This is a genomic window from Vibrio sp. D401a, assembly GCF_030248515.1.
GTDB lineage: Bacteria > Pseudomonadota > Gammaproteobacteria > Enterobacterales > Vibrionaceae > Vibrio > Vibrio rotiferianus.
The window spans coordinates 169,912-183,194 of record NZ_JAHGAI010000034.1; the positions used below are offsets into that span (position 1 = coordinate 169,912).

At 45.9% G+C, this 13,283-nt stretch carries 17 protein-coding genes; 8 read left to right on the plus strand and 9 right to left on the minus strand.

The genetic code is table 11. The features are described from left to right. Window positions 1-19: 19 nt before the first annotated feature. Genes ugpA through KIV41_RS13845 form a run of 4 tightly spaced genes read left to right on the plus strand, consistent with a single transcriptional unit; the run spans window position 20 to window position 3,709 of the window. Window positions 20-901, plus strand: coding sequence for a sn-glycerol-3-phosphate ABC transporter permease UgpA (gene ugpA, locus KIV41_RS13830; RefSeq protein WP_285336690.1), 882 nt, complete (start codon window positions 20-22; stop codon window positions 899-901). Then, the gene (ugpE, locus tag KIV41_RS13835) at window positions 901-1,749 is read left to right on the plus strand and encodes a sn-glycerol-3-phosphate ABC transporter permease UgpE (protein WP_005439065.1); all 849 of its coding nucleotides are present in this window, start codon (window positions 901-903) and stop codon (window positions 1,747-1,749) included. The genes ugpA and ugpE overlap by 1 nt, the downstream gene beginning before the upstream one ends. After that, on the plus strand, window positions 1,750-2,907 hold the full coding sequence (locus KIV41_RS13840) for a sn-glycerol-3-phosphate import ATP-binding protein UgpC (RefSeq protein ID WP_285336691.1): 1,158 nt from the start codon (window positions 1,750-1,752) through the stop codon (window positions 2,905-2,907). Then, window positions 2,900-3,709 (plus strand): HAD-IIB family hydrolase, encoded by an 810-nt coding sequence (locus KIV41_RS13845; RefSeq protein ID WP_285336692.1) that lies wholly within the window; start codon window positions 2,900-2,902, stop codon window positions 3,707-3,709. The genes KIV41_RS13840 and KIV41_RS13845 overlap by 8 nt, the downstream gene beginning before the upstream one ends. Before the next feature lie 71 nt (window positions 3,710-3,780). On the opposite strand, the gene KIV41_RS13850 is transcribed toward KIV41_RS13845, so the two are convergent. Continuing rightward, window positions 3,781-3,969, minus strand: coding sequence for a hypothetical protein (locus KIV41_RS13850; protein ID WP_009706250.1), 189 nt, complete (start codon window positions 3,967-3,969; stop codon window positions 3,781-3,783). 588 nt (window positions 3,970-4,557) lie between these two features. On the opposite strand from KIV41_RS13850, the gene KIV41_RS13855 reads away from it, so the two are divergent. From KIV41_RS13855 to KIV41_RS13865, 3 genes are all read left to right on the plus strand, one after another. Beyond that, the gene (locus KIV41_RS13855; RefSeq protein ID WP_005439068.1) at window positions 4,558-4,893 is read left to right on the plus strand and encodes a hypothetical protein; all 336 of its coding nucleotides are present in this window, start codon (window positions 4,558-4,560) and stop codon (window positions 4,891-4,893) included. Window positions 4,894-4,981: 88 nt separating this feature from the next. After that, window positions 4,982-5,110: a hypothetical protein gene (locus KIV41_RS13860; protein WP_009706252.1), complete on the plus strand. Its 129-nt coding sequence runs from the start codon at window positions 4,982-4,984 to the stop codon at window positions 5,108-5,110. Further along, the gene (locus tag KIV41_RS13865; protein ID WP_009706253.1) at window positions 5,110-5,238 is read left to right on the plus strand and encodes a hypothetical protein; all 129 of its coding nucleotides are present in this window, start codon (window positions 5,110-5,112) and stop codon (window positions 5,236-5,238) included. Before KIV41_RS13860 ends, KIV41_RS13865 begins: the two co-directional genes overlap by 1 nt. A gap of 59 nt (window positions 5,239-5,297) precedes the next feature. Here the strand turns inward: KIV41_RS13865 and KIV41_RS13870 are convergent, their stop codons facing one another. From KIV41_RS13870 to KIV41_RS13905, 8 genes are all read right to left on the minus strand, one after another. Then, on the minus strand, window positions 5,298-5,714 hold the full coding sequence (locus KIV41_RS13870) for a MarR family winged helix-turn-helix transcriptional regulator (protein ID WP_005439069.1): 417 nt from the start codon (window positions 5,712-5,714) through the stop codon (window positions 5,298-5,300). Continuing rightward, on the minus strand, window positions 5,714-6,628 hold the full coding sequence (gene dmeF, locus KIV41_RS13875; RefSeq protein ID WP_285336693.1) for a CDF family Co(II)/Ni(II) efflux transporter DmeF: 915 nt from the start codon (window positions 6,626-6,628) through the stop codon (window positions 5,714-5,716). Before dmeF ends, KIV41_RS13870 begins: the two co-directional genes overlap by 1 nt. 223 nt (window positions 6,629-6,851) lie before the next feature. After that, on the minus strand, window positions 6,852-7,415 hold the full coding sequence (locus KIV41_RS13880; RefSeq protein WP_285336694.1) for an HD domain-containing protein: 564 nt from the start codon (window positions 7,413-7,415) through the stop codon (window positions 6,852-6,854). 118 nt (window positions 7,416-7,533) lie between these two features. Further along, window positions 7,534-8,421, minus strand: coding sequence for a hypothetical protein (locus tag KIV41_RS13885; protein WP_285336695.1), 888 nt, complete (start codon window positions 8,419-8,421; stop codon window positions 7,534-7,536). A gap of 158 nt (window positions 8,422-8,579) precedes the next feature. Beyond that, window positions 8,580-9,584, minus strand: a complete 1,005-nt coding sequence (locus tag KIV41_RS13890; RefSeq protein WP_285336696.1) for a GTP-binding protein — start codon at window positions 9,582-9,584, stop codon at window positions 8,580-8,582. Continuing rightward, window positions 9,574-10,134 (minus strand): carbonate dehydratase, encoded by a 561-nt coding sequence (locus tag KIV41_RS13895; protein ID WP_005531901.1) that lies wholly within the window; start codon window positions 10,132-10,134, stop codon window positions 9,574-9,576. Before KIV41_RS13895 ends, KIV41_RS13890 begins: the two co-directional genes overlap by 11 nt. Window positions 10,135-10,282: 148 nt before the next feature. Next, window positions 10,283-11,617: a dihydroorotase gene (locus tag KIV41_RS13900; protein ID WP_285336697.1), complete on the minus strand. Its 1,335-nt coding sequence runs from the start codon at window positions 11,615-11,617 to the stop codon at window positions 10,283-10,285. Between the two features lie 104 nt (window positions 11,618-11,721). After that, complete coding sequence (locus KIV41_RS13905; protein WP_020194712.1) at window positions 11,722-12,180, minus strand: Fur family transcriptional regulator; 459 nt, start codon at window positions 12,178-12,180, stop codon at window positions 11,722-11,724. Window positions 12,181-12,359: 179 nt separating this feature from the next. On the opposite strand from KIV41_RS13905, the gene KIV41_RS13910 reads away from it, so the two are divergent. Then, window positions 12,360-13,208, plus strand: coding sequence for a patatin family protein (locus KIV41_RS13910; protein ID WP_285336698.1), 849 nt, complete (start codon window positions 12,360-12,362; stop codon window positions 13,206-13,208). The last annotated feature ends 75 nt before the right edge of the window (window positions 13,209-13,283 follow it).

The window sequence follows — 13,283 nt, forward strand, 5'->3', positions numbered from 1 at the left end:
GTTTTACTTTGGTATTTGTATGTCCTCACCTGTTGTTTTTAAACACAAATGGCTTCCGGTTGCGCTGATTGCACCTCAGTTGGTGATCACCTTGGTGTTCTTCATCTGGCCGGCAGGACAAGCCATTTTCCAATCTTCTCAACTTGAAGATGCTTTCGGCATGAGCCGTGAGTTTGTGGGCTTGGAGAACTTTGAAAAGCTCATCCATGATCCCCTTTACTTACATTCGTTAATGACCACGCTGCAATTTAGCATCAGCGTTGCGGTGCTCGCGTTGGTCAGCGCACTTGTTCTTTCCGCTTTCGCCGAACAAATCATCCGTGGCGCGACCATGTATCGTACCTTCTTGATTTGGCCTTATGCGGTCGCTCCGGTTGTCGCAGGCTCGTTGTGGCTGTTTCTATTTGATCCAACCATCGGTGTGATGACCGAATTGTTGAACTTGTATGGCGTAGACTGGAACCCAACACTCAATGGCACTCATGCAATGTGGATGGTGATCATCACCTCGACGTGGAAGCAAATCAGCTACAACTTCCTGTTCTTCTTAGCGGCGCTGCAGTCCGTGCCGAAGTCTTTGCACGAAGCCGCAGCCATTGATGGTAGCGGTCCGATCAAACGCTTTATCACCATTAGCTTCCCGCTGATTTCACCAACCAGCTTTTTCTTGTTGGTCGTGAACTTTGTTTATGCGTTCTTTGATACGTTCGCCATCATCCACGCGATGACACAAGGCGGTCCGAGTAACAGCACCTCGACCTTGGTTTACAAAGTCTACAACGATGGCTTTATCGGGCTGGATTTAGGTTCATCGGCCGCACAGTCCGTGATCCTGATGATCTTGGTCGCTTCCCTGACCGTGATTCAATTTAAGTATGTTGAGAAGAAGGTGGCGTACTGATGGTAGAAAGAAGACCGTTTTTCAATCTGTTTTGCCATGTCATTTTGATTCTTGGCATCATTTCGATTGCGCTTCCGGTTTGGATTGCAATCGTAGCAACGACCCATGAGAACAGCGCATTCGCTACTGGCACGCCACTTTGGTTTGGGGACTTGGGATTTAGCGTATTCACTGACTTGTTGAGTAACGACACTCAGTACAACAACAATACTTTGCCGATTGGCAGCATGCTTCTGAACTCTTTCATTATGGCGATGTGCATTACTATCGGTAAGTTGAGCATTTCCATCATGTCAGCGTATGCAGTGGTGTTCTTCCGTTTTCCGGGACGAATGCTGGCGTTCTGGATGATCTTCTTCACGCTGATGTTACCCGTTGAAGTGCGCATTATGCCGACGTTTGAGGTGATTACGAACCTCAACATGCTCAACTCATTTTACGGCTTAACCATTCCACTGATTGCCAGTGCGACCGCCACTTTCTTGTTCCGTCAGTTTTTCTTAACGGTACCGAATGAGTTGGTGGAAGCAGCACGAATTGATGGTGCAGGACCAATCAAGTTCTTCTTCGATATCTTGTTGCCCCTGTCGCGTACCAACATCGCTGCACTGTTCGTCATCACCTTTATTTACGGATGGAACCAGTATCTATGGCCACTGTTGATCACCACTGACGTGCAGTACTACACCATCGTAATGGGCATCAAACAGATGCTTGGAGTGGTTGATGGTGTTGTGGAATGGAACAAAATTATGGCCACCACCATTATCGCCATGTTGCCACCCGTGATTGTGGTAATTGCAATGCAAAAAGCCTTTGTTAAAGGTCTGGTAGATTCGGAGAAATAAATGTCCACGTTAACTCTTTCTAATATCGCTAAATGTTATCCGAACGGCTATCAGGCGATCCAAAAACTCAATCTTGATATCTGCGACGGCGAAATGGTCGTGCTGGTTGGCCCAAGTGGCTGCGGTAAATCCACCTTACTTCGCATGATTGCAGGCCTAGAAGAAATCAGCTCTGGTGAGCTCAAGATCGACACCACAATCGTCAATGATCTCGAACCGGGTGAACGCGACATTGCTATGGTATTCCAGAACTACGCCTTGTACCCACACATGACGGTGTACAACAACATGGCTTATGGTCTGCGCAACCGCAAAACACCGAAAGCGGAAATCGAGCGATTGGTTCACGAAGCAGCAAAGATGCTGGAGTTGGATCACCTACTCGACCGTAAGCCGAGGCAACTCTCTGGCGGACAACGTCAACGTGTCGCGATGGGGCGTGCAATTGTACGTGAACCAAAGGTGTTCTTGTTTGATGAACCTCTGTCTAATCTAGACGCCAAACTGCGTGTTCAAATGCGTTTGGAAATAAAGAAGCTGCAACGTCGCCTTGGTACCACGTCAGTTTACGTGACCCATGACCAAGTGGAAGCAATGACGCTGGCGGACAAACTTGTCGTGCTGAACAAAGGCAATGTAGAACAAGTCGGCACACCGCTAGAAATTTACGATAACCCTGCTTCTCTGTTCGTCGCGACCTTCATTGGCTCACCATCCATGAACATCTTAGATGGCAATGTTAGCGTCGACGGCATTACAATTGGTGACGCACTGCTCCCTACATCCACATCAAACTTAGATTTGGGTGAAGTTAAACTGGGCCTTCGTCCGGAGCATTTACAAATCAGCCAAGATAACCCATGGTTGCAGGTAGAAGTCGAATTGATTGAATCGCTCGGTGCTGACTTGTTGCTTTACTGCCGCACAGAAGGCGATGACTCGCAAAAGCTGGTTGTTCGCGTTGAGGGGCATACGCCGATTCAAATTGGCGACAAGCTTGGTCTGGATATCAAACCAAAGCATGTTCATCTATTTGATGCCAACACAGAAAAGCGCATCGAGTGTACACTGGCTCCAGCGGTGTCAATGCAAGACGTCAGTGACAATACCCAAGCAATCAATTCTAAAGTAAACAAGCAAGGAGTGGTGAATGCCTAACCCGTTATCAGAGCTCAATGTGGAGAGCCTGAAACAGATCGAATGGCTGCTGACCGACGTGGACGACACGTTGACTTGGCAAGGCAAACTGCCACCAGAGACATTAATTGCGCTAGCAGAGTTAGAGCGTGTGGGCGTAAAAGTGGTCGCAGTAACAGGCGCATGTGCTGGTTGGTGTGACCAAATGGCAAAGATGTGGTCACTGCATGGTGTGATTGGTGAAAATGGCGCGTTTTGGATGAGAAAAGACGCGACAGGATTCAACACCACCTTCGCTCGCCCAGCCGAAGCGATGCGCAAAGAACAACGCGCATTACAAGAAAGCATTGCGGGCATTTTGGCAGAGTATCCTGATGTCGAGTTCAGCCAAGATCAGAGCTTTCGCTACTGTGACGTTGCGGTGAACATAGCGCAAGATAGAGCGCCAGTTTCCCCTTCCACGACAATGGAAATTCTTAATCGCATCGTGAATTTGAATGTGGAGTCTCACCCCGTTAACGCCACATTGAGTTCGATTCACATCAATGCTTGGGTAGGTAATCACAGTAAGCGTACTAGCGGTGAAGCGTACATTAGGCAGTTCAATAATGGTGAGCTACCGAGTTTGGAGCGCATCACTTATGTGGGAGATTCATTGAATGATGAAGGCATGTTTGAGTGGCTGCCAACGACCTTTGGCGTAAACAACATTCGCCCTTTATTGGCGAAACTGAATCATCAACCTAGCTTTTTGACCGAGGGAAATGGCGGCTTTGGGTTTGCACAATTGGCTAACCTAATCGTCAAAGCTAAAAGTCAGTAACGGCTTTTGACAAGGCTGTTTAGTAAAAATGCAGGCTTCGAAAGGGTTAGATACTCAGGTAAATGGATACCCTAAGAATAGGAGGACGCGGTTCTTTCTTCGGCGAACAGTCGATGGATGAATTGGCGTTCTTCTTCACTCAAACGCACTGTCACTTCCTGTTTGGTTGCATTCTGAACCAACTGATAAACCTCATTCAATTGCGATAACGTCAAAGAATTCAGTTTTTGCTTTATTGCGCTAAATTGCTGTTGTTCCATATTTTTATGCTACTTATTCCTTATTTCATCCCTCATTGAGAAAAAAGACACTCAATCCAAATATCACCATGGAGGGGGGGAAATATATTCGGATTGAGTGAAAAGAAGGAGTAAAGACTGCGGCGGATTGCATGAGAAAATCAAACTCTCAATCTTTATTAAGCACTCCAACGAGAAAAAGAATATCGCTTTCTGATGTATTTATAATTAGCAGTTGTGAAGTTTATTTATCATAAGTGCTTAAAAATCTCTCACCGAGAAACACCGCTTAAGCCCTTGCTGTACTTAGCATTTATCCAATTTAAGCAGCCTACCATGCCCAGAATGGACAATCTCGCAACAAAGATTGCTTGTTGTTTTCACTAATTATTTTTGTTTGTCGCATCCAAAAGCAGCCCATATTATCCGCAGCACAAGGGATGACATTCCTTACGCTCTTTAACAATCAAATGCCGTACTTCCTCATCTGCAACTTTCCTACTGATGTAAAAATTTCCTTTTGATTCCCATTTTCTAATTTTTACAACCACTGCGCAGAGCATTTAAAGCTGTGTTCTGTATTACAGTCTATTCATGTAGGAATTCATCGTGGATAAATATCAAGCTGCATACGCTAAGCGTCTAGAAAAACTGAAAGGCAATCGTTCGCCAAAAGCTATTGCACGTATTTCGGCGTGGGATGCGTTTTTTAACAAAGAATACGAGATGCAAGATCTAGAGTCTCAAATGACAGACTCAGCTCGCAAGCACTACGAGCAATCTGACGTTAAAAATGAAATCAGCTTTGGTTCATTCAAACGCGCGTTCTATAAAGAATCGATCGTGATTTATGACCTAACCGATGGTGCTTCAATTCAGAAGGTGTTCACACCACTACTTGTGCTAACAACAGCATGGGTACTGTTCGTGTGTTTTACCCAGTAATTGAAGAACCGAATTTAATAAGCAATAGATAAACTATTGGCAGAGTGTTTATTACCTTTGTTCAATACAAACAGTTGAGAGTTTAAGGATGAAAGGAAGAAACATTGCGGCATTTGCCATTGTGATGGCAGCACTAACGTTTGGGTATGGCTTTAAAGCGTACCAAGAGGCTAATGGTGTCATTTACCCAACCTTTAAGAAGGAGTTTAATCTCTAATGCCTAAGATTACCCTTCTGCTACTCGCAACAACCGTCGCCATGGGCATTACCGGCGCTGCATTCTGTGTTGGCGTCACTTACGCGTTTACACAATTGCCAATAGAGCAAATTCTATCGAGCTTATAATAAAAAAGTAGAGCATTTCGGTGCTCTACTTTTTTGCTATTTAGGGTTTAAAAAACCAATCAAAATTCTCGATTCATCTTCTCTAAACAGGCGAACAAAATCGCTTGATGCTCAGGGTCGATATTGCGCGTTAAGTCTTGAACCAAATCTAAATGCAGTTGATTGTGATGACGGTGAATCTCTTCACCCGCTGGTGTGAGCTTCACAACAATTGCGCGACGATCTTCTGGGTGCGGGCAACGCTCAATAAGCTCTGCTTTCACCAGCTTCTCAATTTGAACCGTCAGCGTACCCGTGGTGATACCGAGTTTCTCGGCCAACTCTTTCATACGCATTGCACCGTGCCCACCCAACACTTCGATGGTGTGAGTTTGAGCCAGTGAATAACCCGTTTCTTTTACTACAGATTGCTCCCAAGAAGACATTTTGTCATAGAACTCGGTAAGCGTTTGATTCAGCTTTTCTAATTCGCGCATCAGTCAGTCGTTTGAACTTCCAAAGTCAGGTGGTGAATCTTATCAAATTTACTCAATAATTGCTTAAATTCATCCAGCGTTTTGTCGCTATGATTTTTCAGTGCGATTGCCGCAGAGTAATGGTGACCACTCACTTTCCAGATGTGTAAATCAACGATCTCGGCGTAAGGCGTGAGTGTTTCTGTAATCTCATCTCGGTAAGACTTGTTGATGCTCTCGTCCAACAACACAGGCGCTGTTTGCTTCATTAAGCCCAAGGTCCATTTACCAATCACAATAGCACCAACAATACCCATCATGGCATCTAACCAAACCCAACCGTAAAACTTACCGACAATCAGCGCCACGATCGCCAGCAAAGACGTCAACGTATCCGCCAACACGTGAAAATACGCAGCGGTTAAGTTGTGGTCGTGATGATGTTCATGCTCATGATCGTGGGAGTGGTGATCGTGATGGTCATGCCCATGATGATGGTGATCTTGCAGAAGTAGCATGCTTGCGAGGTTAACCACGAGACCAATCACCGCGACCATGATCGCCTCGTTGAATTGGATACTCTCTGGATTGAAGAGACGATGAATCGACTCAACCATCATCATCAGTGCCACAATCCCCAACGCAATCGCACTGGTAAAACCGCCAAGTACACTCACCTTGCCCGTACCAAATGAGAAGCGATCATTGTGCGCATTTTGTTTCGCGTAGTGGTAAGCAAAAAGAGTAATACAAAATGCCGCTGCGTGTGTGCCCATGTGCCAACCATCTGCGAGCAATGCCATTGAGCCAAACATGGTTCCGGCAGCAATCTCCACCACCATAGTGGTCACGGTTAGAATCAATACGTAGAGCGTGCGTTTTTCACCCTTTTGGTTGTGAGAAACGAAATCATGTGAATGTTGCGATACAGCCATTGCGACACTTACCTTCCAATTTTAGTTTGATTATCAAATTATTTGATTTTAATTTAGTTTGACCATCAAACAATGTCAACCTAGGAAAGCAATTTGATCAAAGAAGAGAGATAAAAAGGATCTTGCTGAGCGCAGAAAACGCAAATGTAATAAAGCACTTAAGCTCGCTAAAGAAGCCTAAGTGCTTTTGAAGAAAGTGATGTTCTTGAGTTGAGAGTCGGGACTAACGCTCAGCTAATCGGCGGGTATCTTCATCGATGATTGCTCGAAGCGCTTTGGTCAGATCATCAAAGTCGGTGTGCTTTTTGCCGTATTCCAGATTAAACGCGTAATTGAAATCAACAGGGTTATCACCTTGCGTGTGCTGCAGAATGGTCTCTAACTTATCCAACGCTTTGGTGAGGCGAGCTTCTTCGGTAGTGGCACTGTCATATTCCAACCAAAGGTCCAACAACTCCTGTTGCATAGACGCGTCTAGTGGAGCGATAAGCTGTTTCAAATCCGCCAGTTCTAGCGCTCTTTTATCCAGCCCATCGTGTTGCTCCAATGCCGAAATGTCGCCACTCACGGCTTCTGCTAAGTCATGCACAATGCAAAGCTTGAGCACTTTTAGCATGTCTAAATGCGGGTAATGTTCTCCCACCAGCATGGCTAGTAAACACAATCGCCATGTGTGCTCAGCCGTGCTCTCATGGCGACCAGATGATGTCCAAGCGGTACGTAAGGTGTTTTTGAGCTGCTCCGCCTCACGCAGAAAAGTAAGAATGCCGGGTAGCTTGTCGATCATGTTTACACTCATCTCTGTCTGTTTTGCCAAAGACTAGCGGATTACCTTTCATGAAGGAAGTAAATCGCTCGAACCTTTGTTCCAAATAGAGGGTTAAACATCTATATCGAACACTTGGCTAAAGCACCTTTGCTCGCAACTGGGCAATTTTCAAACTGCCTGAATCCAAAATGATTTTTAGATCCTGATGTACGCGCATATCGTAGTTATCGCCGTTCTTCGCTTTAGCTTTCCAAACCACATCGTAACTCACGGCCCAGCCAGAGTTTTGATCGCCCTTGATGGTCAAGCCTTGGATATCGTGCGAGTTCCAGACGATGTTGTCCGTGACACCTTTGTACCAACGAAGAAAATCTTGGTATGACTGAATAGGGAAACCTGGATACGCCATATCGACGGGCTCTGCGATACGAGCAAGGAAGTAGCCTGATTCGCGTTGATGGTCAAAACCTGCGAACCACTGGTAAACAAAACTTGCGATGTCGTTTTGGCTCAACTGCGAACGAGCCTCTGCATCGTACGTCTGACTCAAAACATTCATATCAATTTGTAGCAGCTCAATCTTACCCGCGTCATTGAAAGTGAAATATTCCGTCCAGCGATGTCCATCTGGATTGATCGTATCGCTTTGACCGTCTTGGGTTTGAATCAGTGTGCCGAACAGCTCAACCTTCACTCGTCCGTCTTCCGAAGCAGGAGCAATACGGTAGCTAAAATCATCTTGAGTTTGGTAAATCTCAAACCAGTCTTTAATAGACTCAAGGTGCCCTGCTTTCCCTTTGTATTCTGTTGCTGTTACGTCGTTGACAAGCGTTTTGCTGTCGTCAGAAAACAAGGTTTCACGCGCTTTAGCAAATGCATCGAACCCTTGTTGCCCAAGTAGCTGATACTGAGCAAAAAACGCATTGATGGTGGCTTCGTTTTTCGCCTGTTTGTTTGGCTCACTCGCCAAAGAGAAAGCACTCATTAAAACCAATAGTGAAGCGAGAAATTGTTTTACGCGCATGGATTTTCCTCCCCCAAGGATATGCTGATCAAATTTTATGATAACGATTTGAATTACTGGGGATTAGAGGAATAAAGGCTTAAGAACTATTAGCGAATACCTAATAATCACAAGAAAGAAAAAGGCACCTCACGAAATGAGGTGCCCAAGTTCGCAGTTTATGCTGATTCACACGAAAGCAGTTTGGCTTCAAATTGATCGTCAATGCTGTCTGCAATCAATTCGATGCGGCTTTCGGCGCAATCATCCAACTCCACTTCGGTTAGTCCATCTGGCGTTAAGTTGTAGCCATAAATGCCATCGCTCGTAATAAACACGGCTTTCATGCGCTCGACTTCTAGCTCCACCAACAAAGGAATCAGCTTCCGACGGTCAAACACTTTCTCCGGCGAGAAGCGCCAACCGACACTTTGGAAACCTTCGCCTTCATTGGTCGCTTTAATAATGCCACTTTCAGGCATTGGCATGTCTGAAGCCAACGGCTTGTCACTCGCATGATGGTGGTGATGGTGCGGCGGATGCTCATGAATGGTGGTTTCGCCTTCAAATTCATGAAAAGGAATCACACCGTGCTCCGCGAAAATCACTTTTGTATTAGGACGACCAACTTCCGCCACATAAGCTTCTAGCTTCTGGGTATCACCCTCTTGATAAAGATCTAGCTTGTTACCCACCACTGTATCGGCAATGGCGATTTGCTGATTGAATGTGTCGTGCTCGGTGTAACGAAGGTCTGCCAGCTTACGAGCATCAACTAAAGTGATGTTCTTTTGTAGCGACAATACTTGTCGATAATGATCCGTCGATAAAACCTGTAACACCTCTTTTGGATGCCCAAGGCCAGTCGGCTCAATCAACAAACGGTCAGGCTTTGCTTCATTCAGCAGTTGATTCAGTGCGATTTGCATTGGTAATCCCGCCGCACAGCACATGCACCCACCGGGTACTTCACGAATAAAGACTTGCTGCTCTTCGCTTTGCTGCCCTTGAACCAAACTGCCATCAACACCGATTTCGCCAAACTCATTCACCAAAACAGCCCAGCGTTCATTCTCTGGCTTATTCGCCATCAGGTTCAAAATCGCAGAGGTTTTACCGACGCCCAAAAACCCGGTAATAATGTTAGTTGGAACCCCAAGTATGGGCTGATTATCAGAGCTCATTGGCAATTCTCCTGTAGCCTTGAACCAGTTCGTGGTTTGCCGAAACCACAGACTCCGAAAACGCCGAGTATTCTGGCGGCACTTTCGAGATGCTGTTCAAATCAAAGTCGGCGCCGATATTGGTCATCGGCGGGACGTGGAAGTTCTCTGGCAAGTCTAGTCCATCCACCACACAGTTATGACGAATCACACAACCTGTACCAATCACAGCATTAAACACCACGGAGTTAAAACCGATAAACACGTCATCACTGACTTCACATGGACCATGAATAATAGAACGGTGCGCAATCGAAGAACGCTCTCCAATGGTCACGGCTGCACCTGCTTTTGAGTGGATAACGACGCCATCTTGAATGTTGGTATCGCGCTTGATCACGATGGCTTCCATGTCGCCTTGCTCGTTCACTTCATCGGCACGAATCACCGCGTAAGGACCAATAAAAACGTTATCTTCAATGATTACTTTGCCACAGATGATCGCCGTTGGATCAATGAACGCCGTTTCCGATACTTCCGGCATGTGACCAGTAGGGTTTCTTCTTAACATATTGATTTCTCTTTATTCGGTGCCTCAAAGACACTCAAGCTACGACAACTATACTTCTACAAATAAAGCCCAAAGAAAGCGGATAAATGTAAGCTTTCGAAAATAAACTGAGCTTTCAAATAATCTAAGTTTTTGAAAAACGTGAATCCTAGCGCTCAAATACCAATCGCATGGCGTGTGCAGCCTGCTCATTCACTTGTTGGTTGGCATACACTAAACCGCCATTGACCCATGTGTTCTTAATTTGAGCCGAGAACTGATGACCAGCAAACGGCGACCAACCACAATGGTACAAGCTATTCTCGTTCGTCACTGCCGTTGGTGCTGCGGCATCAACAAGAACCAAATCAGCAAAGTAGCCTTCACGAATAAAACCGCGATCCTGAACGCCATAACGAATCGCTGGGTTGTGGGCGGTTTTCTCTACCACTTGCTCCATCGTCATGTGCCCACGACTCACTTGATCAAACAACGTCAATAGTGCGTGCTGCACCAAAGGTAACCCTGCAGGTGCTTGGTCGTAAGGGACTTGCTTCTCTTCCCAAGTGTGCGGGGCATGGTCCGTCGCAATAATATCAATCTGGCCTGTGCTTAATGCCTTTAGTAGCGCGTCACGATCGCTTGGGTATTTCACGGCTGGGTTGCATTTAATTTGGTTACCACGCTCTGCATAGTCCTCATTGCTAAACCAGAGGTGGTGAACACACGCTTCTGCAGTGATGCTCTTACCTTGAATCGGGCCCGCTTCAAACAACGCCAGTTCTTTTGCTGTCGTGATATGCAGTACGTGTAATTGGCTATTGTGTTTCTTCGCTAACTCAACGGCGTAAGAAGAAGAGGCATAACAAGCTTCATCGTCACGAAGTACTGGGTGGTCTTCAATGGTGGATTCCGATTTCTCTTTCAACAGACGTTCTTTGTTCTGAGCAATGACAGGACCACTTTCACAGTGCGTTACGATCAATACTGGCGAATCACGGAAAATCTCATCCAATGCTTGCTCGTCTTCCACCAACAAATCTCCGGTAGATGCGCCCATAAAGACTTTCACACCACAGTGTTTCTTTGGATCGAGTAATTTGATTTGCCCAAGGTTGTCTTCTGTTGCGCCAAGGTAGAAAGAGTAGTTAGCCAGAGAGCTTTGTTCCGCGATAGCAAATTTGCGTTCCAACGCTTCAATCGTCGTGGTTGCTGGGCTTACGTTTGGCATTTCCATGAAGCTCGTGATGCCACCAGCGACGGCTGCGCGTGATTCGGTTGCAATAGAGCCTTTGTGAGTCAGTCCTGGTTCGCGGAAATGTACTTGGTCATCGATCATTCCAGGGATCAAATAGCAACCTTTCGCATCGATAACGGCATCGCCTTCCCTTGCTGCTATGTCAGTTGCGATGGTTTCGATTCGTTGATCGACAATTCGCAAATCGGTTTCGGTGATGGTTCCTTCATTTACTACACGGGCGTTTTTAATGAGCGTTGCAGACATAGCGGTTCAGAATCTCCTTGCTGATGATGCTAATGGTTGGGATGTATTTGAGGAAAAGGCGACGACGACGTCATGGTGTGAGCCAAACTCAATAAAAAGCACGGCTATTTGGTGTCAGCGCAGTCATCACATACACAATTGATTTCTAATTGAGGGCTAACGACGGTAAACCCCTCTTGTTTTGCATGAGATTTAAGACCGTTAATCAATTTGGGATCGATGGCTTGCTCGCTGATCTTGTTGCACTTGGAACAGATAAGAAATTGAGGGATACCGTGCTCGTGTTCGCAGAGAATATGGGAGCATACGATGTATTTATTGGACACTTTAAGCTTGTGAGCCAGATGCTCTCCTTCAAGAAAATCCAAGATTCGATACACAGACATAGCCTGAATATTCTGATCAAAATGGGCTTTACAATAATCCACTAGCTCATAAGCTGATAACGCTCTATCGGCATGGACCAAGGCTTTCAACACCAGTTTTCTCTTAGAAGTTAATTGCTTTCCCTGAGCCTTAAAACTCTTCTCAACATGCTCAATAATGGCGTCAATATTGCTCACTCTCACCTCACACAAGACACACGCTACCTTTTAATAATTTTGATTATTGTTATGTTATAACATAAAAAATAGATTCATCAAGGTGAGACCAAAGTGAACGCGACTTGGGAATGCGCATTAGATCCGTTACCCTAATTAGCTCGTATCCCAAATCAGAATAATCAAAACGGATGGCTAGAATGGAACACGTTGGCTCTCGGGCACTGGTTGTTGAAGGCGGTGCCATGCGCGGGGTATTTTCCTGCGGCATACTCGATCATTTTATTAAGCAAGACTTCTCCCCGTTTGACAGTTTTTGGGGCGTTTCGGCAGGCGCGAGCAACTTAGCCGCATACCTTGCAAAAATGCCGGGAAGGAACCTCAAAATCTATCTTGATTACAGCTTGCGTAAAGAGTTCATTTCTCCCACTCAACTGCTGCGTGGCGGTGACATGATGGACTTGGATTGGATGTGGGATATCACCCTTAAAGAACTCGATATAGATAGAGATGTGCTTTCTGCAGATCCCCGACCTTTCTTTTTAGGGGTCACTCGACAAGACAATGGGCAACCAGAATACCTCACGCCATCTATTCAAATGCTGGCAGAAACCATGAAAGCCAGTAGCGCCCTGCCCATCATGTACCGAAACGGCGTCGCTTTAGATGGTGTGAGATATGTTGATGGCGGCGTAGCGGATGCGATTCCTGTCGCCGAAGCTATTAAACGCGGCGCGACCAGAATCATGGTGCTAAGAAGTCGGCCAGCCAGCTATCGCAAATCCAAACCTAAACTTGAAAAGATCACTGCGCGCCTATTGAAAGATCACCCTGCTTTGGTCGAGCCGATGCTCACGCGTCATATTCGCTATAACCAGAGTTTGGAATTGATAGAGAACCCACCCGCTGGTGTTGAGATCATTCAAATCTGTCCGCCAGAAGGCTTTAAGTTAAAACGCTTGAGCCGCTCGCCAGAACCATTACGCAAAGCTTATGAATTGGGCTTGGAGTTTGGCAAGCATGCCATAACGCGTTGGGAACAGAGCTAAACACCACTTTAAAAACGCAGCAGAATAAAAAAAGCCACACCATGTTAGTGTGGCTGATGCAAATTCGATGGCAGT

What these genes read in the sequence shown, in the direction of transcription:
- KIV41_RS13845 (WP_285336692.1), top strand. Translation starts at nt 2,900, where the DNA reads ATGCCTAACCCGTTATCAGAGCTCAATGTGGAGAGCCTGAAACAGATC.
- KIV41_RS13880 (WP_285336694.1), bottom strand. Translation starts at nt 7,415, where the DNA reads ATGATCGACAAGCTACCCGGCATTCTTACTTTTCTGCGTGAGGCGGAG.
- KIV41_RS13895 (WP_005531901.1), bottom strand. Translation starts at nt 10,134, where the DNA reads ATGTTAAGAAGAAACCCTACTGGTCACATGCCGGAAGTATCGGAAACG.
- KIV41_RS13870 (WP_005439069.1), bottom strand. Translation starts at nt 5,714, where the DNA reads ATGCGCGAATTAGAAAAGCTGAATCAAACGCTTACCGAGTTCTATGAC.
- KIV41_RS13850 (WP_009706250.1), bottom strand. Translation starts at nt 3,969, where the DNA reads ATGGAACAACAGCAATTTAGCGCAATAAAGCAAAAACTGAATTCTTTG.
- KIV41_RS13885 (WP_285336695.1), bottom strand. Translation starts at nt 8,421, where the DNA reads ATGCGCGTAAAACAATTTCTCGCTTCACTATTGGTTTTAATGAGTGCT.
- ugpA (WP_285336690.1), top strand. Translation starts at nt 20, where the DNA reads ATGTCCTCACCTGTTGTTTTTAAACACAAATGGCTTCCGGTTGCGCTG.
- KIV41_RS13890 (WP_285336696.1), bottom strand. Translation starts at nt 9,584, where the DNA reads ATGAGCTCTGATAATCAGCCCATACTTGGGGTTCCAACTAACATTATT.
- dmeF (WP_285336693.1), bottom strand. Translation starts at nt 6,628, where the DNA reads ATGGCTGTATCGCAACATTCACATGATTTCGTTTCTCACAACCAAAAG.
- KIV41_RS13910 (WP_285336698.1), top strand. Translation starts at nt 12,360, where the DNA reads ATGGAACACGTTGGCTCTCGGGCACTGGTTGTTGAAGGCGGTGCCATG.
- KIV41_RS13840 (WP_285336691.1), top strand. Translation starts at nt 1,750, where the DNA reads ATGTCCACGTTAACTCTTTCTAATATCGCTAAATGTTATCCGAACGGC.
- KIV41_RS13860 (WP_009706252.1), top strand. Translation starts at nt 4,982, where the DNA reads ATGAAAGGAAGAAACATTGCGGCATTTGCCATTGTGATGGCAGCACTA.
- ugpE (WP_005439065.1), top strand. Translation starts at nt 901, where the DNA reads ATGGTAGAAAGAAGACCGTTTTTCAATCTGTTTTGCCATGTCATTTTG.
- KIV41_RS13900 (WP_285336697.1), bottom strand. Translation starts at nt 11,617, where the DNA reads ATGTCTGCAACGCTCATTAAAAACGCCCGTGTAGTAAATGAAGGAACC.
- KIV41_RS13865 (WP_009706253.1), top strand. Translation starts at nt 5,110, where the DNA reads ATGCCTAAGATTACCCTTCTGCTACTCGCAACAACCGTCGCCATGGGC.